The organism is Duganella sp. GW821-FHT01E12 (genome assembly GCF_059422325.1).
This window is the reverse complement of the sequence record NZ_JBWKWR010000003.1, coordinates 730,121-755,269: the sequence shown is the minus strand read 5'-3', so window position 1 is coordinate 755,269 and position 25,149 is coordinate 730,121. Positions and strand designations below refer to the sequence as shown.

Here is a 25,149-nt window from a genome sequence, read left to right as displayed (position 1 = left end):
CCCGGCTTGTCCAGTACAGGGGGGCGGCGTAAAGTTTCGGTTCGATGAACAGATGGAGGGGAGGACCCGGTGCGTACGCTACTCAAGCTCCTGCGCGGGCGCAGCTCGGCCAACGGCGCGATCCTGTCGGCCTTCCTGCTGTGCGCCCTGTACTTCGTGACGTGGTACCTGATTTCCCACCTGTCGAACTTCCCTGGTTCCCTGATTCTGTAACTACGCCGTTGTCGCGATACCGTACTTGCGCTGGGTGTGTGAATACTGCGCCTGCAGCGCCTCCAGCGATGGATGGGACGGATCGATCTTGCGCATGCGCTCCAGCAGGAAGGCGCATTGTTCGGCCAGCGGCACCTCCCAACCCAGATCGTCCAGCTGCTTGAGTATCGCCGACGTCGCCGCCGGCAGCAGCGACATATTGGCCGGCGCCTTGCGCAGCGCCGCGTTCAGCGTATCGACCGCCGCGCGCAGGTCGCCCTGGGTGCGCTGTTCGGATGCGTGGGCAATCAGCTCGTCCACATGGATCTTGATCTGTTCCCCCATGCCCGCAGCCAGGTCGTGGCGGCCGGCCTTTTCGAACACTTGCACCGCATCGTCCATCGACACGCCGCTTTCGGTATCGTTCATCAGGTTGAGCATCAGGTCGGAGGCTTGCTGGTCCAGCTTCACATTCAGGCAGCTGTGCACCAGACCGATTTTCAGGCCGGTCGACAAGCCCCGGCTGGCGCCGACGGCGTTGACGGCGGTGGTCAGCTCCGCCGCCGCGCCGCTGATATTGCCGGTCATTTCCTGCAGCAGGCCGGCGGCGATGGCGCGGCAAGCTTCGACGTTGGCGCTGCCGCGCAATGAACGCTCCATGTCGCGTATCACACCGCTGGCCTGATTGGCATCGCCTTTCTTGACCAACGTCTTGACCAGCTTGACGTGGTCCTCGGGGTCGCGGAATTCGGAGTATTTGGCCTTGGCCACCACCTGTTTGAACGCCTTCTCGGCGACGCTGACGTCGCCCGTCTCGAACGCCACTTCGCCCAGGTGGCGCAACCGGCGCACCATGTTGGGCGAGATCGCCACGGCGTCCTCCAGTATCTTCTTGGCCGACTCCTGCTGGCCCAGCGCCTCGTGCGTGCGCGCCAGCAGATCGTAGGCGGCCATGAACTTGGGATTGTGGACCAGCAGCTCTTGCAAGGTCTCCTGCGCCTCGAGGTACTTCTGTTGACCGAACTGGCAGCGCGCCATGCCCAGGTGCGCCCAGGCGATAGGGCGGTTCATCAGGATTACCTGATACACCACCTCAGCGTCGGCCAGTTCCTCCAGCGTCACCAGCAGCTCGGCGCGCAGCCGCGCGAATTCGATCGCGTAACGGGGATTCTTTTCTTCGGCGATCCCACACTCGCCGATGGCCTTGCGGATGCTGCCCAGTTCCACCAGCTGGTGGATGGGCAGGAACACGTCGCGCCGTTCGACCGCCTTGCGCAGCCGCTGCAGCAGCGCGTCCACGGTGAAGGGCTTGAGCACGTAATCGGTCGGCGTCAGCTCGGCCGCGCCGATCACTTTGCTGTACACGCCTTCGGAGGTGAGCATGATGAAGATGGTGGACGGCGCGATCAGCTTGTGATGGCGCAGGTCTTCCAGCAGTTGCTGGCCGTCCTGGCCATTGTTCTCGCCGCTGCCATTGCCCAGGTCGTACTCGCACAGCACGATGTCGAACGGCTTCTTGGCCAGCTGGCGGATGGCCGTGCCGGAACTGACCGCGTAATCGATCTTGGTGATGCCGGACTGATTCAGCATGTTGTGCAGGCTGCCGCGCATTCCCGGATTGGGGTCGACGATCAGCACCGACAATTCACTATATTCCGCCATGTTACGCATCCTAGCTAAAGTTAAATCTAGCATACTCCATGGCAAGTCAAAATGTTATGAAAAACCGATGCCCAAGCCCGGAGAGTGGATTAATCCGGCCTCAAAACGTCAAAAATGTTGCTTCGGCAGCACTTTTTTGGCCGAATTGGCGCTGTATAGACAGCGTGGTAAAGGGTATAATGCGCGCAAAGGAAATTCTGCATTACAAGTATCTCGTGCTCCATCTACCTTTAATCCGCAGCCACGCTGCATCAACCATCCTCCAACCATGTTGATTCTGCCGGGCTCCAACGCCCTGTCCGCATTCCGTAGCCAACGCCTGTTAACTCAACTGCAAGCCGCGCTGCCTGCCGTCGCCGCCGTCCAGGCGCGCTATGTCCACTTCATCGATGCCGCCGAACCGCTGTCGGCCGACGACACCAGCCGCCTCGGCGCGTTGCTGACCTACGGTGAGCCGGCCCACGCCGACAACACCGACGGCGCGGTCGAAGAGTTCTTCGTCATTCCGCGTTTCGGCACGATCTCGCCGTGGGCCTCCAAGGCCACCGACATCGTCCACAACTGCGGCATGGCGCACATCAAGCGCGTCGAGCGGGGCATCGCGTTCCGCATCAATCTGAAGAGCGGCATCTTGGGCAGCAGCATCGGCGCCGCCAAGAAGCTGTCGGACGACGAAGTGCAGGCCGTCGCCGCGCTGCTGCATGACCGCATGACCGAGTCGGTGCTGCGCCATCCGGACGAAGCGGCGGGCTTGTTCCGCACGCTGGAAGCGAAGCCGCTGGAATCGGTGGACGTGATCGGCATGGGCAAGGCCGCGCTGGAGAAGGCCAATACGGACCTGGGCCTGGCGATGTCGGACGACGAGATCGACTACCTGGACGCCGCCTTCACCAAGGCCGGCCGCAATCCGACCGACGTCGAGCTGATGATGTTCGCGCAGGCGAACTCGGAGCACTGCCGCCACAAGATTTTCAACGCCGACTGGACCATCGACGGCGTGGCGCAACCGAAGTCGCTGTTCGGCATGATCAAGAACACCCACCAGTTGCAGCCTAAAGGCACCATCGTCGCCTACAGCGACAACTCGTCGATCATGGAAGGCGCGGAAGTGATGCGCTTCTTCCCGCAGGGCGACGCGCACCAGTACGCGCCGGCCACCGAGTTGACGCACACGCTGATGAAAGTGGAAACCCACAATCACCCGACCGCGATCTCCCCATTCCCTGGCGCCTCCACCGGCGCCGGCGGCGAGATCCGCGATGAAGGCGCGACCGGCCGTGGCGCCAAGCCCAAGGCCGGCCTGACCGGCTTCACCGTGTCGAACCTGATGCTGCCGGGCGCCGTGCAGGCCTGGGAAAACGACGGCGTCGTCACCTCGTCATCCGCTGATTACCGCAACAGCGGCAAGGCCTACGGCAAGCCAGACCGCATCGCGTCGGCGCTGCAGATCATGATCGAAGGCCCGCTGGGCGGCGCCGCGTTCAGCAATGAATTCGGCCGGCCGGTGCTGGGCGGTTACTTCCGCACCTACGAACAGAATATCGGCAAGCAGTTCGCCGGCGCGCACGACACCGTGTTCGGCTACCACAAGCCGATCATGATCGCGGGCGGTATCGGTAACATCTCCGGCCAGCACACGCACAAGAACGACATCCCGGTCGGCAGTCTGCTGGTGCAGCTGGGCGGTCCCGGCATGCGCATCGGCATGGGCGGCTCGGCTGCTTCGTCGATGGCCACCGGCACCAACACCGCGGACCTGGACTTCGACTCGGTCCAGCGCGGCAATCCGGAGATGGAGCGCCGCGCGCAGGAAGTGATCAACGGCTGCTGGCAGCTGGGCGCGAACAATCCGATCATCTCGATCCACGACGTCGGCGCAGGCGGACTGTCGAACGCCTTCCCGGAGATCACCAACGACGCCAAGCGCGGCGCGATCTTCGACCTGCGCAAGATCCCGCTGGAAGAAAGCGGAATGGCGCCGAAAGAAATCTGGTCCAACGAATCGCAGGAGCGCTATGTGCTGGCGATCTCGCCGGACAGCCTGCCGATGTTCAAGGCGCTGTGCGAGCGTGAGCGCTGCCTGTTCGCCGTGGTCGGCACCGCGACCGAAGAACGTCAACTGAAGCTGATCGATCCGGAGCTGGGCAACGAGCCGGTCGACATGCCGATGGATGTCCTGCTGGGCAAACCGCCCAAGATGCAGCGCGACGTGCATCACGTGCAGAACGAATTCCCGGCGATCGACCTGACCGGCATGGATCTGGAGGAGGCGGCCAAGCGCGTGCTGCTGCTGCCTACCGTCGGCGACAAGTCCTTCCTGATCACCATCGGCGACCGCACCGTGGGCGGCATGTCCGTGCGCGACCAGATGGTCGGCCCATGGCAGGTGCCGGTGGCCGATTGCGCCGTCACCGCGATGAGCTTCGAAGGCTACCTGGGCGAAGCGATGGCGATGGGCGAGCGTACGCCGCTGGCCGTCATCGACGCAGCGGCGTCGGGCCGCATGGCGGTCGCCGAGGCGATCACCAACATCGCCGCCGCGCCGATCAAGGATATCTCCGACATCAAACTGTCCGCCAACTGGATGGCCGCCTGCGGCCAGCCTGGCCAGGATGCGGCGCTGTTCGACACCGTCAAGGCAGTCGGCATGGAACTGTGCCCGGCACTGGGCATCAGCATCCCGGTCGGCAAGGATTCGCTGTCGATGCGCACCACCTGGAAGGACGAGGGCGATGCGAAAGCTGTCACCTCGCCTGTGTCGCTGATCGTCTCGGCCTTCGCGCCGGTGCACGACGTGCGCAAGTCGCTGACGCCTCAGATCAAGACCGATGCCGGCGACACCGCCATCATCCTGATCGATCTGGGTCGCGGCAAGAACCGTCTGGGCGCGTCGGCGCTGTCGCTGGTCATGGGCCAGCTGGGCAACGAGACGCCGGATGTGGACAGCCCTGAAGACTTGAAGGCGTTCTTCACCGCGATCCAGCAATTGAACAACGACGGCAAGCTGCTGGCCTACCACGATCGTTCCGACGGCGGCCTGTATGGCACGCTGACCGAGATGGCCTTCGCCGGCCGCGCGGGCCTGTCGATCAACCTCGACATCCTGACGCTGGAACAAGGCCACGGTGCCGACCAGGGCGACGCCAAGAACTGGGCCGGCCAGATCGCCGAACGCCGCAATGAGCAAACCCTGCGCGCGCTGTTCTCCGAGGAGCTGGGTGCGGTGATCCAGGTTCGCGCCGAAGAGAAGTCGCTGGTGATGGACGTGCTGCGCACCTTCAACCTGGGCGCGTGCAGCCATATCATCGGCAAGCCGAACGACCGTGGCGTGATCGAGTTCACCCGCGACGCCAAGACCATCTACAGCAAACCGCGCGCGGAACTGCACCGCCTGTGGAGCGAAACCAGCTGGCGCATCGCCCGTCTGCGCGACAATCCGGCTTGCGCCGACGCTGAATATGACCGCATCCTGGACGAAACCGATCCTGGCATCACGCCGAAGATCACCTTCGATCTGACCGAGAACGTCGCCGCGCCGTTCCTGGCGACCGGCGTGCGCCCGCGTGTCGCGATCCTGCGCGAGCAGGGCGTCAACTCGCACATCGAGACCGCGTACGTGATGCACCAGGCGGGCTTCAATGCCGTCGACGTCCACATGAGCGACCTGATTGCGGGCCGCGTCAAGCTGGATGACTTCCAGGGTATTATCGCTGTCGGCGGCTTCTCGTACGGCGACGTGCTGGGCGCCGGCGAGGGCTGGGCCAAGACCATCCTGTTCAACGCCGCGCTGGCCGAGCAGTTCGCCCGCTTCTTCGCGCGCACCGACAGTTTTGGCCTGGGCGTCTGCAACGGTTGCCAGATGATGAGCAACCTGAAGTCCATCATCCCTGGCGCGCATGCGTGGCCTAAGTTCACCACCAACAAATCGGAGAAGTTCGAAGCGCGCTTCGCGATGGTGGAGGTACTGGATTCGCCGTCGATCTTCTTCAACGGCATGGCCGGCACCCAGACCGCGATCGCCATCGCCCACGGCGAAGGTTATGCGGACTTCACGCAGACCGGCAATATCAACGAGGCCGTGGCAGCGATGCGCTTTGTCGATAACCGCGGTGCAGCCACCGAAGCCTATCCATATAACCCGAATGGCTCGCCGCAAGGCCTGACTTCGGTAACCACGGCGGATGGCCGCTTCACGGTAATGATGCCGCACGCGGAACGTGTATTCCGCTCGGTGCAGCAATCGTGGCATCCTGAATCGTGGGGCGAAGATTCTCCATGGATGCGCATGTTCCGCAACGCGCGCAAGTTCGTTGGGTAATAATAGTTGAATCAGAAAAGGCCGGAGCGATCCGGCCTTTTTTATTATGCTCCAAGATGTTTGTTAGCCTCGCGGTAGCTGAGCGCCGATAACCGAAGTTTTTCTCTTAGCGTGAATATCCGAACTGCTTCCGGATCGAAGCGGGCATAATCCCGCAATGCCCAGCCTATCGCTTTTTGTATGAAGAATTCCTTCTCGTGCGCCAGCGCGATGGAATAGTTGAATAGCCTGTTTGTATCGACCTTGTCGCGCCAGCCTAATTGATGCAATAGGGCGATCCGGCGCACCCACATATTATCGTGAGTTAAAGCCTGATCCATGCCGTCATGGCGGTAATGCAAAATATCGCTGATTACCGAGGCCAAGGCATCGACCGTATCCCACCACGATTTATTCTGCGCCAGTTCCAGCAATTCGGGTATGTGGCCGAGTTCCAATTCCTTGCTGTGCATGGCGAGTAAGTCTATGGCGACATATTGATATTCTCTTTGCGGCAATTCCCACAATTCGCGTGCGTAGAGGAGAATATTGTCGGCCCCTCTGCCTTTAAAAAGCTTTAGCAAAGGCTTGGTGGCCATCCGGCGCTGCGGCGTACCGACTCCTAGAAAATCAAACTGATCGCGCATATAAGCCCGCATGGCGGGCGCGCGGCCAGGCTCGGCGGCGGAGGCGAGGGCGGTGTCCAAGTTGGCACGGAATTCAGGATTCATGGGCTTTGGGGGGCTGGTGGGGGCAGCAAGAGTATAGATGATTTCGGCTTCAGCCCCGCAATCAAGCCAGAACTTGGCGTGTATTAGCCAGATTCTGGCTTTGAACGGCATACTGCAGGCGAAAAAAAAGCGCCTCGATCGAGGCGCCCTTTTTAGCGAAGTGAAAGCTGATTACTGGATCTTGGCTTTCTTGGTCAGCTCGTCGCGGAATGCCGCGATTTTGCGCTGTTGCAGAGCTTCAGCGACCTGGCCTTTAACTTCTTCCAGCGAAGGCAGCTTGGTGGCGCGGGACTCTTCCAGCTTGATCACGTGGAAGCCGAATTCGGTTTTAACCGGGGTCTGGGTAATCTCGCCGTTTTTCAGGGCAACCATCGCATCAGCGAAAGGCTTGACCAGTTTGCCAGGAGTCATCCAGCCCAGATCGCCGCCGTTATTGGCCGAACCGTCTTTCGATACTTTGGCCAATTCTTCGAATTTACCGCCGGCTTTCAGCTTGGCGATAATATCCTTGGCTTCCTGTTCGGTCGCTACCAGAATATGACGCGAGTGATATTCTTTCTCGCCCATCGCGGCTTTGTACTTGTCGTATTCGGCTTTGATTTCGGTGTCTTTAACTGGATTCTTTTTGACGTAATCGGCCAGCATCGCATTGATGATAATGCTTTGACGGGCGTTTTCGATTGCAGCCTTGACTTCGGCCTTGGTGCCGAAACCTTGTTTATCCGCTTCCTGGATCATGACTTCGCGGCCGATCAATTCTTTCTTGACCATTTCACGCAGTTGCGGGCTGTCAGGCTGTTGGCCTTGGGCGACCACTTGCTTGACCATTTGATCTACTTTGGCGGCCGGAATAGCCTTGCCATTGACGGTCGCGACGTTTTGCGCGAATACCGGTGCTGCTACAACAGCGATCAGTGCTAACAACAGGCGGGCTGGCTTCAACATCATTATTAAATCCTATAAAAAAACTAGAAATCGCACTCGGGCGGTGCATTGTACCAACGCAAAATTAAAAACGGCGCCCCGCAGGGCGCCGCCTTCATCTATAACATTACTGCACTTTTGCCTTCTTGACCAGTTCTTCTTGGTAGGCTTGCAATTTCTTCTGGGCCAGTGCTTCCGCAACTTGCGGCTTCACTTCTTCCAGGGTAGGCAGCTTGGCTGGACGGATGTCGTCCACTTTGATCACGTGGAAGCCGTTCGGGGTTTGAACTGGCTTCTCGGTGACCTGGCCTTTTTGCAGGCCGACGAAAGCTGCCGAGAACGCTGGTGGGAAGGACGATGGTACTGCCCAGTCCAGGTCGCCGCCGTTGGCTGCCGAGCCGGTGTCTTTCGACGACTTGGCCAGCTCTTCGAACTTGGCGCCGGCCTTGATCTTGGCGATTACGTCGTTGGCTTCAGCTTCGGTTGCCAGCATGATGTGGCGTACGTGGTATTCCTTGTCGCCGTTCTGGGCGACGAAGCGGTCGTACTCAGCCTTGATGTCGGCGTCCGAAACCGGATTCTTCTTGATATAGTCGCCGACCAGCGCGTTGACGATGATGGCTTGGCGGGCGTTTTCGATTTGCGTCTTGACCGCTGCATCTTTACCGAAACCTTGCTTTTCCGCTTCCTGCATCATCACTTCGCGGCCGATCAGGTCTTTCTTGATCAGTTCGCGCAGTTGTGGCGAATCAGGCTGCTGGCCTTGAGCAACAACTTGCTTGACGACAGCCTCTACGCGCGAGGTTGGGATGGCTTTGCCATTAACTACGGCAACGTTTTGTGCGAAAGCAGGCACTGCGGCAACGGCGAGAAGTGCAATCAGCAAACTGGCTGGCTTGAAAGTCATTATTAATTCCTGTAAGGGGAAAGTTTTAGCGAAATTGCCTGGGCAGGAGTTAGATCAGCTATCTGTCTTTGTGTTCAATTATTTTGAAACCGATAGCGACCGTTCGCAGACCAAGCGCTACATCATACTTCGGACGGAGCCAATGCGGTAATGGCCAATGCATGAATTTCTTTATGCATCATATCGTGCACGGAATCATACACGAGTCGATGTCTTGTGACGAGTTTGAGCCCCTCGAATTGTAACGAAACAATTCTAACGTTGTAATGACCCCCACCCGAGGCGGCGCCGGCATGGCCTGCGTGCATGGCGGAATCGTCTTCCAGCGTCATTTCCAGCGGCGACAGGGCGGCCTGGAAGCGGCTGCGCATGCGGTCTATGCGGCTGTCGTTATTGATTCCGCTCATGCTTCGTCCTTGATGTGGCGGGAAAGGTAAATAGTTTGACCGACGATAAACACAAACATGATCGCGGTCGAACCAAACGCCTTAAAGCTGACCCAGGAACTCGTGTCGCCTTTAAACAAAACGAAGGCCACATACCAGTTCAGGAAGCCCATTGCGACAAAGAAACAGATCCAGGCCAGGTTCAGGCGGCTCCAGATCAGGTCCGGCAATTGGATGATCTCCTCCATCGACTTGCGCATCAAATTCTTTTTAAAGACCAGCTCACTTACCAGCAGGCCGGATGCAAAGAACCAATAGACGATGCTCAATTTCCATTTGATGAAATCCTCATCGTGCAAGTAAATGGTCAGGCCGCCAAAGAATACAAACATGGCCAGCGAGAACCACAGCACGAAGTCCACCTTGCGCCCGCGCGCCTTGATATAGCCGATCTGCGCCATGGTTGCCAGGATGCCGACCAGGGTGGCGATCACGATCGGGGCCTGGTCCGGCGTGACCGTGCCGCCGGAAACCATGCCGCTCAGGTAGGTGTTGATGAAGTGCTGGGCCGCGTCGGCATTCCAGCCGGACAGCTTGTAGGCGGCAAAGAACAGCAGCAGCGGGATCAGGTCGAACAGAAATTTCATGTTGATTTAAAGTTATTGTGGGTCGAAGCGCAGGGAGGCTGAATTAATGCAGTAACGCAACCCGGTTGGGGGCGGGCCGTCCGGGAACACATGGCCCAGATGGGCGTCGCACACCGCGCAAATGATTTCGGTGCGCAGCATACCATGGGTGCGGTCGGTTTTTTCAATGACATTGGCGGGATCGAGCGCTTCAAAATAGCTCGGCCAGCCGCAGCCGGAATCGAATTTGGCGTCGGAGCGGAACAGGGGCGTATCGCAGCAAACGCAGGTGTAGATGCCGTGTTCGTGGTGATCCCAGAACTTGCCGGTGAAAGCGCGTTCGGTGGCGGCGTGGCGCGTGACTTGATATTCCATCGGGTCCAGCATGGCGCGCCATTCGGCGTCGGATTTCGTTATTTTATTGGTCATGGCTTATTGCTCGCTTAAGAAGAACAGCTTACTTCGAGATGGCTTGCCCAGTCTGGCGGCAAGGCGGCATATTGATCGTGCTCAGGCTGTTCGTCGTATGGGCGCCGCAAAACTGACAGCAAGCGCTCCACTTCAGTAAAGTCCTTATTCTGAGACTTTTCAATAGCAACCTGCGCTAAATAATTGCGCAGCACGTATTTGGGGTTGACCTGATTCATCGCAAGCTTGCGCGCGGCGTCGTCGCTGGCCTCGGCTTGCAGGCGGGCATGGTACTGCTTGGCCCAGGCATCGAAGGCAGGGCGGTCGATGAACAGATCGCGCAACGGTTCGTCGCCGCTGGCGTCGGCCGCTTTGAGATCGCTCAGCCGGCGGAAGAAGAGGGTGAAATCGACGCTGTTGGCCTGCATTAGCGCGAACATGGCGTCAAACAGGGCGCGATCCGCGTCGGCGTGCTGTTCCAGCATTGTCAGGCCCAGCTTGGCATGCAGCAGCTCATCCATCTTGGCGGCGAACGCGGGCTGGTAGATATCCAGCGCGGCTTGCGTCGCATCCACTTCGCCGATCAGGGGCAGAAGGGCCTGGCCGAGCGCGTAGCAATTCCAGTGGCCAACCTGTGGCTGATTTGCATACGAATAGCGGCCTTGCTGGTCGGTGTGGTTGCAGATGTGGTCGGAATCGAAAGCTTCCATGAAGCCGAACGGCCCGTAGTCCAGCGTCAGGCCGAGGATGGACATGTTGTCGGTGTTCATCACGCCATGCATGAAGCCGACCGCCTGCCAGTGGGCGATCATGTGCGCCGTGCGGCGCGTGACTTCAGCCAGGAAGGCCTGATATGGGTTGGCTTCCGTCCGCAACTCCGGGTAAAAACGGTCGATGACGTAATCCGCGAGGATTTTCAGCTCGTCGTTTTTGTTGCGGTAGAACCAGTGTTCGAAGGAGCCGAAGCGCACGAAGCTGGGTGCCAGGCGCACCACCACGGCCGAGGTTTCCACGGTTTCGCGCATCACGCCCTGATCGGAACCGGCCACTGACAATGCACGCGAGGTGGGGATGCCCAACCCGTGCATGGCCTCCGAGCACAGGAATTCCCGTATCGACGAGCGCAACACGGCACGGCCATCGCCCATGCGCGAGTAGGGCGTCAGGCCGGCCCCTTTCCATTGCAATTCCATCGGCCCCTCGGCGGTGGCGACGTCGCCGATCAGCATGGCGCGACCATCGCCCAACTGGCCGGCCCACACGCCGAACTGGTGGCCCGAGTACACGGCGGCCAGCGGTTGCGCGCGTTCCGGCGCGGCATTGCCGGCCAGGACGTCGATGCTGTCGGCCACCTGCTCGGGCGTCAACCCGATCAGCTCCGCAGCCGGCGCGCTGACGGCGACCAGGTAAGGCGCCGGCAACGGCGTCGGCATCAAGCGGGTGTAAAAGGCGGGCGGCAGGGACGCGAAGGAATTGTCTAAAGGCAGTTTGGAGGCAGTAATGGCAGTTCCCGGTTCGGAGTAAGCTTAGATTTTACCCCAGCAGACGGCTGCTGCGGTGCAGCATCGAAATGGATTGACGGTCGTCGCGTGGGCGCTCCAAACTCGTTCATATAAAACCAACTTTCCAGGAGTTCCATACATGTATCCCCAAAGTCCGCTGATGGGCCAGATGATGAACCAGCCCTTGCTTGTTTCCGGCATTCTGGACTTCGCCGCGCGTCACTACGCCAACAGCGAGATCGTTTCGCGCCGCGTGGAAGGGGACTTGCACCGCTACACCTTCCGCGATTGCCACCAGCGCGTCAAACGCCTGGCCAACGCCTTGCGCGGTCTCGGCGTCGGCATGGGGGAGCGTGTCGCCACGCTGGCATGGAACGGCTACCGCCATCTGGAAGCCTACTATGCCGTCTCCGGCTCGGGCGCCGTGCTGCACACCATGAACCCGCGCCTGCATCCCGAGCAGCTGGCCTACATCTGCAACCACGCGGAAGACCAGTACCTGATGTTCGATTTCTGCTTCCTGCCGCTGGTGGAGGCGTTCGCGCCGCTGTGCAAGACCATCAAGGGCTTCATCCTGCTGGGCGCGGCCGACCGCATGCCGGCCGAGTCGAAGATCCCCAACTTGCTGTGCTACGAGGACTTGATCAACTCTCATTCCGCCGAGTTCGAGTGGCCGCTGTTCGACGAGAATTCCGCCTGCACCTTGTGCTACACCTCCGGCACCACCGGCAATCCCAAGGGCGCGCTGTATTCGCACCGCTCGACGGTGCTGCACGCCTACGCCTCGGCGCTGCCCAACGTGCTCAACGTGTCCTCGCGCGACACGGTGATGCCGGTGGTGCCCATGTTCCACGTCAATGCCTGGGGCCTGCCGTATTCGGTGCCGCTGTCAGGCGCCAAGATGGTGTTTCCCGGCGGCGCGCTGGACGGCAAGTTGGTCTACGAGCTGATGGAGCAGGAAAAGGTCACCTTCTCGGCCGGCGTGCCGACGGTGTGGCTGGGTCTGATCAATTACGCGCTGCAGAACAAGCTCAAGTTCTCGACCTTCCGCCGCACGGTGATCGGCGGTTCGGCCTGCCCGCCGGCGATGATGAACACGCTCATCGATGAGTTCGGCGTGGAGGTCGTGCATGCGTGGGGCATGACGGAGATGTCGCCGCTGGGCACGGCCGGCGGGCTGTTGACCAAGCATCTGGACCTGAGCCAGGAAGAGCAGCGCAAGATACTGCAAAAGCAGGGCCACGGCATCTTCGGTGTCGACATGAAGATCATCGACGACGACGGCAAGGAGCTGCCGTGGGACGGCGTCAGCTACGGACATCTGATGGTCAAGGGGCCATGGATCATCTCGCGATATTTCAAGAACGAGGGCGGCGATGTGCTGGAGGACGGCTGGTTCCCGACTGGTGACGTGGCCACCATCGATGCGGACGGCTTCATGCAGATCACCGACCGCAGCAAGGACGTCATCAAGTCCGGCGGCGAATGGATAGGCACCATCGACCTGGAGAACGTCGCCATGTCGCACCCGGCGGTGATGCAGGCCGCCTGCATCGGCGTATCGCATCCGAAGTGGGACGAGCGGCCGTTGCTGGTGGTGGTGCTGCGGCCGGGGCAGGAGCTCAAGCGCGAAGACTTGCTGGCCCACTTCGAAGGCAAGGTCGCCAAATGGTGGCTGCCCGACGACGTGGTGTTTGCCGATGCGCTACCTGTCGGCGGCACCGGCAAGATCCAGAAGAACAAGCTGCGCGAACAGTACCGCGATTACCGGCTGCCCACCGCCTGAGGCGCCGCTATTTCTTGGCGGCGGCATGCTGGGCCATCGGCAGCTCGGGCAGGAACATCAGCATCAGCAAGCCCAGGCCGACCAGCACGGTGCCGGTGGTGAAGATGTCGCCGATGGCGTGGCGGTAAAGGCCGGCCGTGGCTGCTTGTCCGTGCAGGCGCTGCGCCAGGATCGCGCCGGAGCCGGTCACGCCGACCAGGCCGCCCAGCGAACGGAAGAACGTCAGCATCGCCGTGCCGACGCCGCGCCGGTTGAGGGGCAGGGCGTTTTGCACGGCCATCGTCATATTCGGCATCACCAGGCCAAGGCCCACGCCAAGCGCGAAGATGGCCGGCTCCAGCACCAGGTAGCCCGCCGAGTTGGCGATGCCCCAGGCCAGCGTGGCGAACGATAGCGTCGCCATGCCTAGGCCCAAGGTCTGGGCTGGCTTGTAGCGGCCATGGAACCTGGCCAGCACGCGGCCGTTCTGGGACGATGCGATCACCAGGCCCACCATCATCGGCATCGTCAGCAAGCCCGAGTGGGCCGGGCTGACGCCCATCACCATCTGGAACAGCAGCGGGAAGAACACGCTTGAACCCACCATGCCGACGAAGGTCAGCGCCAACACCGCGCTGGCCACGTTGAACACCCGGTTGTGGAACAGGTCCGGCGGCAGCACCGGTTCCGGCACCCGGCGCACGTGCCACATCAGGACCGCGGCCAGCGCAGCCGCCAGCAGGCTCAGATATTTCACTTCCCCGGAATTCCACGGCCACTGCGTGCCGCCCAGGGCCAGCACCAGCAGCGCCGCCGTTATCGAGCCGGTCAGCAGCACCGAGCCCAGGTAGTCGATCTTGTGTTCGCGGTGCGGGCTGATGTGGTGCAGGGATTTGGAGATCACATACAGCGCCAGCGCGCCCATCGGCAAGTTGACGTAGAAGATCCAGTGCCACGACAGCCAGTCGGTCAGCAGGCCGCCCAGCACCGGCCCCAGCACGCTGGCGACCGCGTACACAGCGGCGATGCTGCCTTGCCGTTTGCCGCGCTCGGCTGGCGGCACCAGGTCGCCGATGACGATCTGCGCCAGCGGCAGGAAGCCTCCCGCGCCCATGCCCTGGATCGCGCGGAAGGCGATCAGCTCGGTCATGTTCTGCGCCAGCCCGCACAGCGCAGAGCCGACGAGGAAGGTGACGATGGCAGTGTAGAGCAGCGGCTTGCGGCCGTACTGGTCGCTCAGCTTGCCGTACAGCGGCATGGTGGCGGTCGAGGCCAACATGTAGGCCGTCACCACCCACGACAGGTGGGCGATCCCGCCCAGGTCGCTGACGATGCGCGGCAGCGCGGTGGCGACGATGCTCTGGTCCAGCGCGGACAAGCCGATCATGATGACCAGGCCCAGATAGATGGCGCTGACTTCCTTGGCCGTGATCGGCGCGGTGTCTGGATGCATGCTCATTCGCCGATCTCGTTCAGGTATTGGATGGCCGTGCGCAATGCCTGCGCGCCTTCCGGTTGCAGTTGCGCCAGCCTGCGGGCCAGCCAGTCGCGGCGGCGGCTGCGGAGGTCTGCCATCAGCGCCTCGCCCTGCTTGGTCAGCAGCAGACCGACGCGCCGGCGGTCTTCGGGATTGGGCGTGTCGCGCCGCACCAGGCCGGCGTTTTCCAGTGTCTTGATGTGGGCGCTCATGGTCGGGCCGCGCAGCTTTTCCAGGCGCGCCAGTTCGGCCACGCCGATGCCGGGCGTCTGGTCGATGGTCGACAAAAGCAGCCTGTGTTGCAAGGACAGGCCGGACGGGTCATGGTCGCCTTCATGGCGGATGCGGCGGAACACGTGCAGCAGCGCCGCGCGCAGATCGTCCGCCAGCGCGATGGCGTCCTTGGGGACTGGGGCTTCTTTGATCATGGCGTTTAATATAGGTAGTCTATCTATCTATATTAAACGATGGGGCGCGGGACTACAAGACGAAAAAAAAGCCCGGCGAACCGGGCTGAGGGAAAAGGGCGTTGTTACTTGAGGGCGCCGAACACCTTGCCGATCAGCTTGCTGCCGGCGCCGAGCGGATCGGCGCGGATGGCTTTTTCCTCTTCGCCTATCATCGTGTACAGACCGTCCAGCGCGCGCTGCGTGACGTAGCCTTCCACCGTGGACTGTTCCTTGGCCAGCACGCCCAGCTTGGGCGCCATCGCCATCGCGGTGTTGTACTTGTTGGCCAGGTCGGAGCGGTCGGTGACCTTCTTCACGATCGGCAGGAACTGCACCGCCAGTTTCGGCGAGGTCTTGTCGCGGAAGAAGTCGGTCACCGAGGTGTCGCCGCCGGTCAGGATGTTCTTGGCGTCGGTGATGGTCATGGACTTGACGGCGTCCAGCAGCAGCGGCTTGGCCATCGGTACGGCGGCCTCGGCCGCATGGTTCATCTGCACCACCAAGTCGTCGAGCTGCTGGCTCTTGCCGGTCATCTTCAGCAGTGGCCGCGCCTGTTCCAGGATCTTCGGCAGCGGGATGCGGACCTTCTCGTTGTTGAGGAAGCCGTTCTCCGCGCCCAGCTTGGAGACCGCCAGCGTCGAGCCCTTTTCCAGCGCCGCCTTCAGTCCGCCGGTAGCGTCCTGATTGCTCAGGTCGGCCAGCGACAGCGCATAGGCGCTGGCGGCGGCCAGGGTCAGGGGAAGCAGCAGGGCGAAGGAACGGCGGGAGAGTGACATGGTTGACCTCGAAGTTTGCGTGCCGGCGGCTGCCGGCCAGCCACCACTTTACCCGAGCGCCGCACATGCTGCCAGCCCATCCTGTACCATGCCGTGAGGCGAATAAAAAAAATAATACGACCGTTCTTTTATGCGGTATAGTGAGCGGGCTGAGGTTCCCACTAAAACATAAGGAAGAGACATGACTGCAGAATATCAAGTCCACGGCACGGTTGCCGTCATCACGCTGAACAATCCGCCGGTCAACGGCCTGGGCCTGGCCACCCGCACGGCGGCTGTCAAGGGCATCCAGCAGGCGCTGGCGGACGACACCGTCAAGGCCATCGTCATCACCGGCGCCGGCAAGGCTTTCTCCGGCGGCGCCGACATCAAGGAATTCAATTCGCCCAAGGCGCTGGCCGAGCCCAGCCTGCATACGCTGATCGCCACCGCCGAAAGTTCGACCAAGCCGGTGGTGGCCGCCATCCACACCGTCTGCATGGGCGGCGGCCTGGAGCTGTCGCTGGGCTGCCACTACCGCGTGGCGATGCCGGGCGCGCAGATCGCGCTGCCGGAAGTCAAGCTGGGCCTGTTGCCGGGAGCCGGCGGCACGCAGCGCCTGCCGCGCGTGCTGGGCCTGGAAATGGCGCTGAACATGATCGTCTCCGGCACGCCGGTGGCGTCCGACAAGCTGGCCAATACCGCGCTGTTCGACGCGGTGTTCGCCGCCGACGCCGACCTGGTCGGCTCGGCCGTGGCCTTCGCCGAAAGAATCGCCGATGCGCGCCCGCTGCCGAAAGTGCGCGACCGCAAAGTCGACTACCCGAACCACGAGGCCTTCCTGCAGTTCTCGCGCAACACGGTCAAGGCCATGTCCGGCCCGTTCCCTGCGCCGCTGGAGTGCGTGGAGACCGTGGCCGCGTCGGTCACGATGAAGTTCGAGGACGGCATGAAGTTCGAGCGCGAACGCTTCCTGCACCTGATCCAGACCACCGAATCGAAAGCGCTGCGCCACGCCTTCTTCGCCGAGCGCGTCGCCAGCAAGGTGCCGGACGTGCCGGCCGATACGCCGGTGCGCGCCATCAAGCAGGCCGCCGTGATCGGCGCCGGCACCATGGGCGGCGGCATCGCCATGAACTTCCTCAACGCAGGCATCCCGGTCGTCATGCTGGAGACCAAGCAGGAAGCGCTGGACAAGGGCTTGGCCACGATCCGCAAGAACTACGAAAACACCATGAAGAAGGGCAAGCTGACGCAGGAGAAGTTCGACCAGCGTATGGCCCTGGTCAGCGGCACGCTGGCGTATGAGGATATCGGCCAGGCCGACATCGTGGTCGAAGCCGTGTTCGAGGACATGGGCGTGAAGGAAGCTGTGTTCCGCAAGCTGGACGAAGTGATGAAGCCGGGCGCCATCCTGGCCTCCAACACCTCGACCCTGGACCTGAACCAGATCGCCGGCTTCACCAAGCGCCCGCAGGACGTGATCGGCACCCACTTCTTCAGCCCCGCCAACGTGATGAAGCTGCTGGAGATCGTGCGCGGCGCGCAGACCGGCAAGGATGTGCTGGCGACCGCGCTGGCGCTGTCGAAAAAGCTCAAGAAGACCGGCGTGGTATCCGGCGTTTGCGATGGCTTCATCGGCAACCGCATGATAGAGCAATACAGCCGGCAGGCCGGCTTCCTGCTGGAGGAGGGCGCGCTGCCGGAGCAGGTCGACAAGGCGGTCGAGAAGTTTGGCTTCGCCATGGGCCCGTTCCGCATGGGCGACCTGGCCGGCAACGACATCGGCTGGGCGATCCGCAAGCGCCGCTACGTGGAGAAGCCGGAGATCAGCTACTCCAAGACCGCCGACCTGCTGTGCGAGATGGGCCGATACGGCCAGAAGACCGGCGCCGGCTGGTACGACTACAAGGCCGGCGACCGCAAAGCTTATCCGAACGAGCAGGTCAACGCGATGATCGTGCAGCACTCGGCCGACATCGGCGTCGCGCGCCGCAAGATCAGCGACCAGGAGATCGTCGAACGGTTGGTGTACTCGATGGTCAACGAGGCGGCGCATATCCTGGAAGAGGGTATCGCGCTGCGTGCCTCCGACATCGACATGGTGTACCTGACCGGCTACGGCTTCCCGCTGTTCCGCGGCGGCCCGATGTTCTACGCCGACACGGTGGGCTTGCCGAACGTGCTGGCGGCGATCAACAAATACGCCAAGGGCCACCAGGGCAGCGCCTGGAAACCGGCCCCTCTGCTGGTCAAGCTGGCGGAGGAAGGCAAGGGCTTCAATAGTTGATGTGGGGAAAAACTCACACTCCCAAATGAATTTGACGGGATGTGAGTTTTTTTCGGGAAACTTCGATATAATTGCCCCATGGAATTAAAATGCCTTGCAGCTTAGCACGACATACAAGTTCCACAAGATTACCGCTTTCTCGTTTAAGCGCTTCGGCCGCCAATTTTGGCGGCTTTCTTTTTTGCGCCGCCGGCAGGTGCGGCTGCCAGCAGGCCGGCGAACGCCGCCTGCCCCTTGGGCGTGAGGCTCACTACCCGCGATTGGCGCGCGCGCAGCAGCCAGCCGTCGCGAACGTACATGTCGAGCAGCGCCGCGCCCAGCGCGCCGGAAAGGTGGGGGCGCCGCTGGGTCAGGTCGACACAGCATCGCGTATAGGGGCGGCGGCTTCCGCGCGGGAGCCCGCCGGCCACACCCAGCGCCTCCAGCCCTTGCCTGCCTGTTTCGGTCAGTTCGTAGTCCTGGCCGGAGTTTGTCATCCAGCCGTCATCGATCATTTTTTGCAGCAGCTGTACGGCCAGCTCGCCGGCCAGGTGGTCGTAGCAGGTGCGCGCGTACAGGAATTGCGGAGGCATCGTGCGGGCCAGCGCCGGCGCGGGTGGTTTTTTCGGTTGGATAGAGATGCTGAATGAGGCCAAGCTTTCTATCAGATGCGCCGCGTCCCGATTGGCGATGCGGAAGTAGCGGTGGCGGCCCTGGGAGTCGGCGGCAAGCAGCCCGCCGCCGACCAGTTTGGCCAGGTGTGCGCTGGCCGATTGCGCCGAGACGTTGGCTGCGAACGCCAGTTCGCCCGCCGGCCGTCGCGTGCCGTCGATCAGCGTCCAGGCGATTGTGGCGCGTGCCGGATCGGCCAGCAGGGCCGCGATCTGTGCAATGTAAGGTGTATCAACCATAGTTCATCCCACGCTGAATTGTCCGGCACCTATCTTGCCCCACAATGCGAGCCATTGTCCACAACGGGGAGGGAATATGAATCAGCAGCGCAATAGCGGTATAGCGGCTCACATCGGACGGTATGCGGACGCGGTCGAGGCACCCGCCGGATCGCGATGGCTGTACAGCGCCGGCACGCCGGGCATGCGTGCGGACGGCTCGCTACCTGCCGATATCGCGGGCCAGACGGAACTGGCATGGGCGAATATCATGTCGGTATTGGATAAGGCAGGCATGGCGCTGGACGATATCGTCAAGATGACGCACTACCTGGTCAACCCGGACGATCTTGCGGGCTGCGTCGCCGTGTGCAACCGCGTCTTGGGTGAGTTACGCCCTGCGTCAATGCTGATGGTGGTGGCGGCCTTGCCGCGGGCGGACTTCCTGGTGGAAGTGGAGATTGTCGCAGCGCGCCCCGCTACCTGATCGGGACTGAACCAGGCGCGAGGTGATAGGCGTCGTAGTAATAGCGCTTGTAGATCGCCGCCAGGGCGCCGCTCTTCTGCATATCGTGCATGGCGCTTTCCAGCAGCGCCAGGCGCTCGGGCGAGACCGACGCACGCGACACCGCTATCGATTGCGGCTGACTGTCGGATGTCATGCGGAAGGGCGCCTTTTCAAGCTGGTCTTCCAGGTGCAGTTCGGCCACCAGCGCGTCGCCCTGGTCCTCGGGTATCAGCACCGCATCGATGCGCCCCAGCGCGAGCTTGCGGAAATTGGCATCCATGTCCTTGGCCGGGTCTCTCTGCACCGACCAGTCGCGATCGAAACGCCGCACGTATTCGGCGCCCCATTTGACACCGATGCGTAGCGGCGCGATGTCCGCATACTCGTTGATGGTGACGTTGCTTCCCTTGCGCACGTAGAACACGCGATCCGCACTGTGCTCGCGGTATGGCGTCTGCAGGAAGTACAGGTAGGTGCTGCGGCGCGGCGTTTCGCGCAGGCCGATCATGATATCGGCCGTGCCTTGCTCCAGCATGAACTGGCAGCGCTTGAGCGGACACGGTTTGATCTGCAAAGTCAATCCCGCGCGCCGGGCCAGGTCCCGCGCGATCTCGGTATAGGCGCCGCCATACACGCCGTCTTCCTCGGTGGTCCAGGGAAGCATCTTGTTGAAGGCCAGTACCAGCGTGTGCTCGTCGCCATCCGCTTCCGTATGGGCGAGCGCCGGCAGCGACGCCACTAGCGCCGGCAGCGACGCCACTAGCGCCGCTGCCGCGAAGAGCAGGCAGCGCAGGATTTTACTTACCCAATACCGGTTTGACCTTGGCCGCCGCTTCCTTGGCGCGGACGCGGGCGGTTTCGACGTCGTCGGCGGTGGCCAGCGCCACACCCATGCGGCGGCGCGCGAACGATTCCGGTTTGCCGAACAGGCGGATGTCGGTGCCCGGCACGCGCAGCGCTTCGGCCACGCCTTCGAAGGCGATGCCCGCCGCTTCATGCTGGCCGTAGATGACGGCCGATGCGCCCGGCGATTTCAACGCGACGTTGACCGGCAAGCCGAGGATGGCCTTGGCGTGCAGTTCGAATTCGCTTTGAACCTGGGTCGCCATGGTCACCATGCCGGTGTCGTGCGGGCGCGGACTCACTTCCGAGAACCAGACCATGTCGTCCTTGACGAACAGCTCCACGCCGAACAAGCCCAGTCCACCGAGGTCGCCGGTGACTTTTCCGGCGATATCGCGGGCGCGGGCCAGCGCCAATGGATTCATGCGGCAGGGCTGCCAGGATTCGACATAGTCGCCTTGCACCTGCACGTGGCCGATCGGATCGCAGAACTGGGTCTCGACCTGGCCGTCGGCGCCGATGGAGCGCACCGTCAGCAGGGTGATTTCGTAGTCGAAGTCGATGAAGCCTTCGACGATCACGCGGCCCGCATCCACGCGGCTGCCGGCGGCTGCGTAGTCCCAGGCGGCCTTGACTTCGGCGGCGCTGTCGATCTTGGACTGGCCCTTGCCCGACGAGGACATGACAGGCTTGATCACGCAAGGGAAGCCAATGGCCGCGGTGGCCGCTTCAAGTTCGGCCAGGCTGCTGGCGAAGCGGTATGGCGACGTCGCCAGGCCCAGAGTCTCGGCGGCCAGGCAGCGGATGCCTTCGCGGTTCATGGTCAACTGGGCCGCGCGCGCGGTCGGAATGCAGGTGATCTTGCCGGCTTTTTCCAGCGCGGCCAGCGTGTCGGTGGTGATGGCTTCGATTTCCGGCACGATCAGGTCGGGCTTCTCTTGTTCGATCAGGGCGGCCAGCGCGGCGCCGTCGGCCATGTTGATGACGTGGGCGCGGTGTGCGACCTGGTGGCCCGGCGCATTCGGATAACGGTCCACGGCAATCACTTCCACGCCCAGGCGCTGCAACGCGATGATGACTTCCTTGCCGAGTTCACCGGAGCCGAGCAGCATGACTTTGGTGGCGGTAGGGGACAGTGGGGTGCCGAAAATGCGTGGAGTGTTCATGTAGAAGTCCGGGAATGAAGGGATAACGGTTGATGGTGCACCGCCGCAGCGCTGCGCGGGCCGACTATAGCAAAATGCGGCTATTTTGGACAGCGGCTGGGGCATTATAATAAACCCAATCTTGGCATCGGGTTAATCGCGGGCGCTTATCGCGGACTGGCTGCGCTTATCCGGCAAGGGCTGCGCCGGTCGCATGGCCGCCCGCGCCGCCGCAATGTCAGGCAAAGTGTGCCCATGACATTCCGTCATGGACATGACTAAGGAAAAAAATGAAACCAATGCACGTAATCGCCGCCGCACTAGCCGCCACTTCGCTGTGGGTGGTGGCCGCCGAATCGACCGGCAAGTTGTCCGCACCCTGGTTTGTAATGGGGGGGACGCCGTCCTCCTACCAGGCCGGAATAGACAGCGTGGAAACCTCGAGCGGCAAGGGCTCCAAGTTCCTGCGCTACGTCCAGGGCGAGGGCAAGAGCTTTACGACGCTGACGCAGAGCATATCGGCAAAGCGTTATTTGGGCCAGCGCGTGCGATTCCAGGCGCGTGTCAAGTCGCGTGACGTGAACCTCTGGGCGGGCCTGTGGATGCGGGTCGATGGGCCGTCGCCGGGCAACCTGGGCTTCTACAACAGCCAGGACAAGCCGATCACCGGCACCTCGGATTGGCAGACCCGCAGCGTGACGCTGGATGTGCCGGAGGAAGCGACGTCCATTAATTTCGGGGTGATCAACACCGGTACCGGCCAGGTCTGGATGGATGAGCTTTCGTTTGAGGTGGTGGGCAAGGACGTGCCGGTCGACTCCTTCCAGCGCAACAAGCTGCCGGAGTCGCCGACGTTATGAGCACCGCAGTCGGCGGCGGTTACGCGGCGTTGACCGAAGTCGCAGCGAGCACCGTGCCGCAAAAGGCGCTCAGTGCGGCGCTGGTGGCCGGCTTCGTGGCCGTCTGCGTCGCGCTGCGGGCCTACACCTTGCTCGCCTTGTTCGGCGCCATGCTGCTGCCGGCCGGCGCCAGCGGCGCGGCCATGCTGGCGCTGCTGGAGCGCGCCGCATGGCTGCGGGATTGGCGCTTCCTGTGGCCGGCGTTGCTGTTGTCCATCGGCGTGTCCAGCTGGTTGGCCGGGTTGCTGTATCACGCGGGGCTGGGCATGGCCGGCGTGGTGACGCATAACGATCTGCTGGTGCAGTTTGCGGTGGCGGCATTGGCGCTGCTGTTGCTGACGCCCCGGCTCTGGATCGCGCAGCAGCAATCGCGCGCGCTGCAGATGTCGCGGTTGACGCAGGCCGCGCTGTCCGCCGACCTCAAGGCCCTGCAGGCCCAGATTGAACCGCACTTCCTGTACAACACGCTGGCTAATACGCGCTACCTGGCGCGCCACGATCCCGAGCGCGCGGTGGCGATGCTCGACCATCTGATCGGCTATCTGCACACGGCGCTGCCGGATCTGCGCAGCCCGATGTCCAGCCTTGGGCGGGAATGCGAACTGGCGGGGCACTACCTGGCGCTGATGGCAATACGGTTTGGCGATCGCCTGCAATACGACATCGACTGTCCGCCCGAGCTGGGTGTGGTGGAGCTGCCACCGTTGATGCTGATGCCGCTGGTGGAGAACGCGGTGCAGCACGGCGTTGAACCGCACCCCGGCAATGTCACGGTGCGCATGCAGGTGCGCCGTCGTGACGATGCGCTGGTGGTCACCGTGCGCGATAACGGCGCAGGCCCAGGCAAGGCGGTGCTGGGCAGCGGTGTCGGTTTGCGCAACTTGCGCGAGCGTCTGGCCGCCTTGCATGGCAACGCGGCGGGATTCCGCCTGCAAGTGGCGGCCGACGGCTGGACCGAGGCGGTCATCACACTGCCGTTGGAGGCGGCATGACGCACCGCCCACGCATACTGATCGCGGACGACGAGCCTCTGCTGCGCGCGGAACTGCGCCAGTCGCTGGCGGCGTTGTGGCCGGAGGCTGAACTGGTGGCCGAAGCGGCAGACGGCTACGAGGCCCTGCGCCTTGCGCGCGCAATGGAACCGGACGTCGCTTTCCTCGATATCCGCATGCCCGGCCTGAGCGGTCTGGAAGTGGCGCGTACTTTCGGCTCCCGTACGCATGTGGTGTTCGTCACGGCCTACCAGGAGCATGCGCTGGCTGCGTTCGACGAAGGCGCGATCGATTACGTGCTCAAACCCACCGATCCCGTGCGCCTGGTGCGCGCCATAGAACGGGTACGCGCCCGCCTTGGCACGCCGCCGCCCGACCTGGCACGGCTGATGCAGCAGCTGTCGCCAAAACCTGCAGCGCCGTCATGGCTGCAGGCGACCGTCGGCAACTCGATCCACTTCATCGACTTGAGCGAGGTGATTTACTTCTGTTCGGAGTTCAAATACACGCGGGTGGTGACGCCGCAGCAGGCCGAGGCCCATATCCGCACGCCGTTGAAGGAGTTGGCGGCCGAATTGGAGGACGCGGGATTCTGGCAGATCCACCGAGGGTATGTGGTGGCGGTGAAGCGGATCGCAGCGGTGAGCCGCGACGCCGACGGCGCCTTGTGGCTAAGCCTGCGCGGCCATCAGGACAAGCTGCCCGTGAGCCAGCGCTTCCAGCACCGGTTCAAGGGCATGTAGCACTTTCAGAACGAGTAGACCAGCGTCACCGACGTTTGGGTGTCGGTGTTCTTTTTATCTTCCGGCACGTTGGTGTCGTTGCGGACGCTGAACGCGGCCTTCATCTGCATGGTGCTGTTGATTTTGGTGCGCAGCGCCGTCTCGGCTAGCGAGTGCATGTTCGAAGTGCCGCGTTCCACGCTCAGGTTCTGGCTGAATTGGGCGGTGTCGCTCAGCTTCCATTTCAGGTTGGCGGCGCCGCGCACGGTCATGCCGCTTTCCATTTCACCGGTCGAACGCGTGCCGTTGAAATAGCCTGGGCCAATTTCCACGTCCATGCTGTGATCCGGTGTTTTGTAGGTCTCGGTGCCGTAGCCCACGCCCACCGTGGAGTAGCGCGTGTAGGCGCCGAATTTGTCGTTGACGTGCGTGGCCAGTGCGAACATTTTGTCGTGATCCTGCAGCAGCTTGTAGGCTGCTTTGGCGGAGAACGAATAGCGCTGCGCGGAACGCTCGCGCACTTTTTCGCCGTCGGCCTTGGAGACCTGTTCGTCCTTGAAGTATCCGGCCAGAACATACTCGTTGCTCCAGTCGGGCAGCTCCTGCTTGGCATCCAGCTTGCCGGTGACCGAAGTACCGACGGTGTTACCGGAGGTGGAGATGGCGCCCAACTCCGCGGAGTTGTTCCAGCCATGGCCAAGGACGGAGTCCGCGGCGGCATGGCCGTGGACCAGGGAGAGGGTGAGGGCGGGGATAAATAGGATCGCTTTCATGCCGATATTGTACCTTAGCCCAAAAAA

General features: G+C 62.2%; 23 protein-coding genes. 8 read left to right on the top strand and 15 right to left on the bottom strand.

The features are described from left to right. The first annotated feature begins 69 nt into the window (after positions 1-69). On the top strand, positions 70-213 hold the full coding sequence (locus AC07WS_RS13110) for a hypothetical protein (RefSeq protein ID WP_494729502.1): 144 nt from the start codon (positions 70-72) through the stop codon (positions 211-213). Here AC07WS_RS13110 and AC07WS_RS13105 read toward each other — a convergent pair whose 3' ends face one another. Continuing rightward, positions 214-1,854 carry a response regulator gene (locus AC07WS_RS13105; RefSeq protein WP_494729501.1) on the bottom strand — a complete coding sequence of 547 codons (1,641 nt, stop codon included), beginning with the start codon at positions 1,852-1,854 and terminating at the stop codon, positions 214-216. Positions 1,855-2,122: 268 nt separating this feature from the next. Here AC07WS_RS13105 and purL point away from each other — a divergent pair, with 268 nt between their 5' ends. Continuing rightward, entirely contained in the window at positions 2,123-6,172 is a 4,050-nt protein-coding gene (gene purL / locus AC07WS_RS13100; RefSeq protein ID WP_494729500.1) for a phosphoribosylformylglycinamidine synthase, read from the top strand. A gap of 44 nt (positions 6,173-6,216) precedes the next feature. Here purL and AC07WS_RS13095 read toward each other — a convergent pair whose 3' ends face one another. The 7 genes from AC07WS_RS13095 to AC07WS_RS13065 form a co-directional block, all read right to left on the bottom strand. Beyond that, a complete protein-coding gene (locus AC07WS_RS13095) occupies positions 6,217-6,993 on the bottom strand; it encodes a DNA alkylation repair protein (RefSeq protein ID WP_494729499.1) in 777 nt (258 codons plus the stop codon). Between the two features lie 60 nt (positions 6,994-7,053). Further along, positions 7,054-7,830: a peptidylprolyl isomerase gene (locus AC07WS_RS13090; RefSeq protein WP_494729498.1), complete on the bottom strand. Its 777-nt coding sequence runs from the start codon at positions 7,828-7,830 to the stop codon at positions 7,054-7,056. A gap of 103 nt (positions 7,831-7,933) precedes the next feature. Next, positions 7,934-8,713, bottom strand: a complete 780-nt coding sequence (locus tag AC07WS_RS13085) for a peptidylprolyl isomerase (protein WP_494729497.1) — start codon at positions 8,711-8,713, stop codon at positions 7,934-7,936. Positions 8,714-8,835: 122 nt separating this feature from the next. Further along, entirely contained in the window at positions 8,836-9,120 is a 285-nt protein-coding gene (locus AC07WS_RS13080; RefSeq protein ID WP_494729496.1) for a BolA family protein, read from the bottom strand. Then, positions 9,117-9,746 (bottom strand): septation protein A, encoded by a 630-nt coding sequence (locus AC07WS_RS13075; protein WP_494729495.1) that lies wholly within the window; start codon positions 9,744-9,746, stop codon positions 9,117-9,119. Before AC07WS_RS13075 ends, AC07WS_RS13080 begins: the two co-directional genes overlap by 4 nt. 12 nt (positions 9,747-9,758) lie before the next feature. Beyond that, on the bottom strand, positions 9,759-10,154 hold the full coding sequence (gene msrB / locus AC07WS_RS13070; protein WP_494729494.1) for a peptide-methionine (R)-S-oxide reductase MsrB: 396 nt from the start codon (positions 10,152-10,154) through the stop codon (positions 9,759-9,761). 14 nt (positions 10,155-10,168) lie between these two features. Then, positions 10,169-11,566: a protein adenylyltransferase SelO gene (locus AC07WS_RS13065; protein ID WP_494729493.1), complete on the bottom strand. Its 1,398-nt coding sequence runs from the start codon at positions 11,564-11,566 to the stop codon at positions 10,169-10,171. A 208-nt stretch (positions 11,567-11,774) separates the two neighbouring features. Here AC07WS_RS13065 and AC07WS_RS13060 point away from each other — a divergent pair, with 208 nt between their 5' ends. Further along, positions 11,775-13,421: a 3-(methylthio)propionyl-CoA ligase gene (locus AC07WS_RS13060; protein WP_494729492.1), complete on the top strand. Its 1,647-nt coding sequence runs from the start codon at positions 11,775-11,777 to the stop codon at positions 13,419-13,421. Positions 13,422-13,428: 7 nt separating this feature from the next. Here AC07WS_RS13060 and AC07WS_RS13055 read toward each other — a convergent pair whose 3' ends face one another. The 3 genes from AC07WS_RS13055 to AC07WS_RS13045 form a co-directional block, all read right to left on the bottom strand. Continuing rightward, positions 13,429-14,859, bottom strand: a complete 1,431-nt coding sequence (locus AC07WS_RS13055) for an MDR family MFS transporter (protein WP_494729491.1) — start codon at positions 14,857-14,859, stop codon at positions 13,429-13,431. Further along, positions 14,856-15,305, bottom strand: a complete 450-nt coding sequence (locus tag AC07WS_RS13050) for a MarR family winged helix-turn-helix transcriptional regulator (protein WP_494729490.1) — start codon at positions 15,303-15,305, stop codon at positions 14,856-14,858. Before AC07WS_RS13050 ends, AC07WS_RS13055 begins: the two co-directional genes overlap by 4 nt. 104 nt (positions 15,306-15,409) lie before the next feature. After that, positions 15,410-16,102 carry a DUF4197 domain-containing protein gene (locus AC07WS_RS13045; protein WP_494729489.1) on the bottom strand — a complete coding sequence of 231 codons (693 nt, stop codon included), beginning with the start codon at positions 16,100-16,102 and terminating at the stop codon, positions 15,410-15,412. A gap of 181 nt (positions 16,103-16,283) precedes the next feature. Between AC07WS_RS13045 and AC07WS_RS13040 the strand changes: the two genes are divergently transcribed. Further along, complete coding sequence (locus AC07WS_RS13040; RefSeq protein ID WP_494729488.1) at positions 16,284-18,371, top strand: 3-hydroxyacyl-CoA dehydrogenase NAD-binding domain-containing protein; 2,088 nt, start codon at positions 16,284-16,286, stop codon at positions 18,369-18,371. A 143-nt stretch (positions 18,372-18,514) separates the two neighbouring features. On the opposite strand, the gene AC07WS_RS13035 is transcribed toward AC07WS_RS13040, so the two are convergent. Then, complete coding sequence (locus tag AC07WS_RS13035) at positions 18,515-19,261, bottom strand: ArsR/SmtB family transcription factor (RefSeq protein ID WP_494729487.1); 747 nt, start codon at positions 19,259-19,261, stop codon at positions 18,515-18,517. Between the two features lie 76 nt (positions 19,262-19,337). Between AC07WS_RS13035 and AC07WS_RS13030 the strand changes: the two genes are divergently transcribed. Further along, positions 19,338-19,727 carry a RidA family protein gene (locus tag AC07WS_RS13030; protein WP_494729486.1) on the top strand — a complete coding sequence of 130 codons (390 nt, stop codon included), beginning with the start codon at positions 19,338-19,340 and terminating at the stop codon, positions 19,725-19,727. On the opposite strand, the gene AC07WS_RS13025 is transcribed toward AC07WS_RS13030, so the two are convergent. Together AC07WS_RS13025 and purT are read right to left on the bottom strand one after the other, a co-directional pair. After that, positions 19,720-20,508 (bottom strand): substrate-binding periplasmic protein, encoded by a 789-nt coding sequence (locus AC07WS_RS13025; protein ID WP_494729485.1) that lies wholly within the window; start codon positions 20,506-20,508, stop codon positions 19,720-19,722. The genes AC07WS_RS13030 and AC07WS_RS13025 overlap by 8 nt on opposite strands. A gap of 37 nt (positions 20,509-20,545) precedes the next feature. Then, entirely contained in the window at positions 20,546-21,757 is a 1,212-nt protein-coding gene (gene purT, locus AC07WS_RS13020) for a formate-dependent phosphoribosylglycinamide formyltransferase (protein WP_494729484.1), read from the bottom strand. A gap of 269 nt (positions 21,758-22,026) precedes the next feature. On the opposite strand from purT, the gene AC07WS_RS13015 reads away from it, so the two are divergent. Genes AC07WS_RS13015 through AC07WS_RS13005 form a run of 3 tightly spaced genes read left to right on the top strand, consistent with a single transcriptional unit; the run spans position 22,027 to position 24,370 of the window. Continuing rightward, complete coding sequence (locus tag AC07WS_RS13015; protein ID WP_494729483.1) at positions 22,027-22,596, top strand: transcriptional regulator; 570 nt, start codon at positions 22,027-22,029, stop codon at positions 22,594-22,596. Continuing rightward, positions 22,593-23,627: a sensor histidine kinase gene (locus AC07WS_RS13010; RefSeq protein ID WP_494729482.1), complete on the top strand. Its 1,035-nt coding sequence runs from the start codon at positions 22,593-22,595 to the stop codon at positions 23,625-23,627. The genes AC07WS_RS13015 and AC07WS_RS13010 overlap by 4 nt, the downstream gene beginning before the upstream one ends. Next, positions 23,624-24,370 carry a LytR/AlgR family response regulator transcription factor gene (locus tag AC07WS_RS13005; protein ID WP_494729481.1) on the top strand — a complete coding sequence of 249 codons (747 nt, stop codon included), beginning with the start codon at positions 23,624-23,626 and terminating at the stop codon, positions 24,368-24,370. Before AC07WS_RS13010 ends, AC07WS_RS13005 begins: the two co-directional genes overlap by 4 nt. A 5-nt stretch (positions 24,371-24,375) precedes the next feature. Here the strand turns inward: AC07WS_RS13005 and AC07WS_RS13000 are convergent, their stop codons facing one another. Then, positions 24,376-25,122: a DUF481 domain-containing protein gene (locus AC07WS_RS13000; protein ID WP_494729480.1), complete on the bottom strand. Its 747-nt coding sequence runs from the start codon at positions 25,120-25,122 to the stop codon at positions 24,376-24,378. Between the last annotated feature and the right edge of the window lie 27 nt (positions 25,123-25,149).

What these genes read in the sequence shown, in the direction of transcription:
- AC07WS_RS13075 (WP_494729495.1), bottom strand. Translation starts at nt 9,746, where the DNA reads ATGAAATTTCTGTTCGACCTGATCCCGCTGCTGCTGTTCTTTGCCGCC.
- AC07WS_RS13080 (WP_494729496.1), bottom strand. Translation starts at nt 9,120, where the DNA reads ATGAGCGGAATCAATAACGACAGCCGCATAGACCGCATGCGCAGCCGC.
- AC07WS_RS13095 (WP_494729499.1), bottom strand. Translation starts at nt 6,993, where the DNA reads ATGCCGTTCAAAGCCAGAATCTGGCTAATACACGCCAAGTTCTGGCTT.
- AC07WS_RS13055 (WP_494729491.1), bottom strand. Translation starts at nt 14,859, where the DNA reads ATGAGCATGCATCCAGACACCGCGCCGATCACGGCCAAGGAAGTCAGC.
- AC07WS_RS13060 (WP_494729492.1), top strand. Translation starts at nt 11,775, where the DNA reads ATGTATCCCCAAAGTCCGCTGATGGGCCAGATGATGAACCAGCCCTTG.
- purT (WP_494729484.1), bottom strand. Translation starts at nt 21,757, where the DNA reads ATGAACACTCCACGCATTTTCGGCACCCCACTGTCCCCTACCGCCACC.
- msrB (WP_494729494.1), bottom strand. Translation starts at nt 10,154, where the DNA reads ATGACCAATAAAATAACGAAATCCGACGCCGAATGGCGCGCCATGCTG.
- AC07WS_RS13065 (WP_494729493.1), bottom strand. Translation starts at nt 11,566, where the DNA reads ATGCCGACGCCGTTGCCGGCGCCTTACCTGGTCGCCGTCAGCGCGCCG.
- AC07WS_RS13085 (WP_494729497.1), bottom strand. Translation starts at nt 8,713, where the DNA reads ATGACTTTCAAGCCAGCCAGTTTGCTGATTGCACTTCTCGCCGTTGCC.
- AC07WS_RS13105 (WP_494729501.1), bottom strand. Translation starts at nt 1,854, where the DNA reads ATGGCGGAATATAGTGAATTGTCGGTGCTGATCGTCGACCCCAATCCG.
- AC07WS_RS13040 (WP_494729488.1), top strand. Translation starts at nt 16,284, where the DNA reads ATGACTGCAGAATATCAAGTCCACGGCACGGTTGCCGTCATCACGCTG.
- AC07WS_RS13030 (WP_494729486.1), top strand. Translation starts at nt 19,338, where the DNA reads ATGAATCAGCAGCGCAATAGCGGTATAGCGGCTCACATCGGACGGTAT.
- purL (WP_494729500.1), top strand. Translation starts at nt 2,123, where the DNA reads ATGTTGATTCTGCCGGGCTCCAACGCCCTGTCCGCATTCCGTAGCCAA.
- AC07WS_RS13050 (WP_494729490.1), bottom strand. Translation starts at nt 15,305, where the DNA reads ATGATCAAAGAAGCCCCAGTCCCCAAGGACGCCATCGCGCTGGCGGAC.
- AC07WS_RS13015 (WP_494729483.1), top strand. Translation starts at nt 22,027, where the DNA reads ATGAAACCAATGCACGTAATCGCCGCCGCACTAGCCGCCACTTCGCTG.
- AC07WS_RS13035 (WP_494729487.1), bottom strand. Translation starts at nt 19,261, where the DNA reads ATGGTTGATACACCTTACATTGCACAGATCGCGGCCCTGCTGGCCGAT.
- AC07WS_RS13000 (WP_494729480.1), bottom strand. Translation starts at nt 25,122, where the DNA reads ATGAAAGCGATCCTATTTATCCCCGCCCTCACCCTCTCCCTGGTCCAC.
- AC07WS_RS13090 (WP_494729498.1), bottom strand. Translation starts at nt 7,830, where the DNA reads ATGATGTTGAAGCCAGCCCGCCTGTTGTTAGCACTGATCGCTGTTGTA.
- AC07WS_RS13005 (WP_494729481.1), top strand. Translation starts at nt 23,624, where the DNA reads ATGACGCACCGCCCACGCATACTGATCGCGGACGACGAGCCTCTGCTG.
- AC07WS_RS13045 (WP_494729489.1), bottom strand. Translation starts at nt 16,102, where the DNA reads ATGTCACTCTCCCGCCGTTCCTTCGCCCTGCTGCTTCCCCTGACCCTG.
- AC07WS_RS13010 (WP_494729482.1), top strand. Translation starts at nt 22,593, where the DNA reads ATGAGCACCGCAGTCGGCGGCGGTTACGCGGCGTTGACCGAAGTCGCA.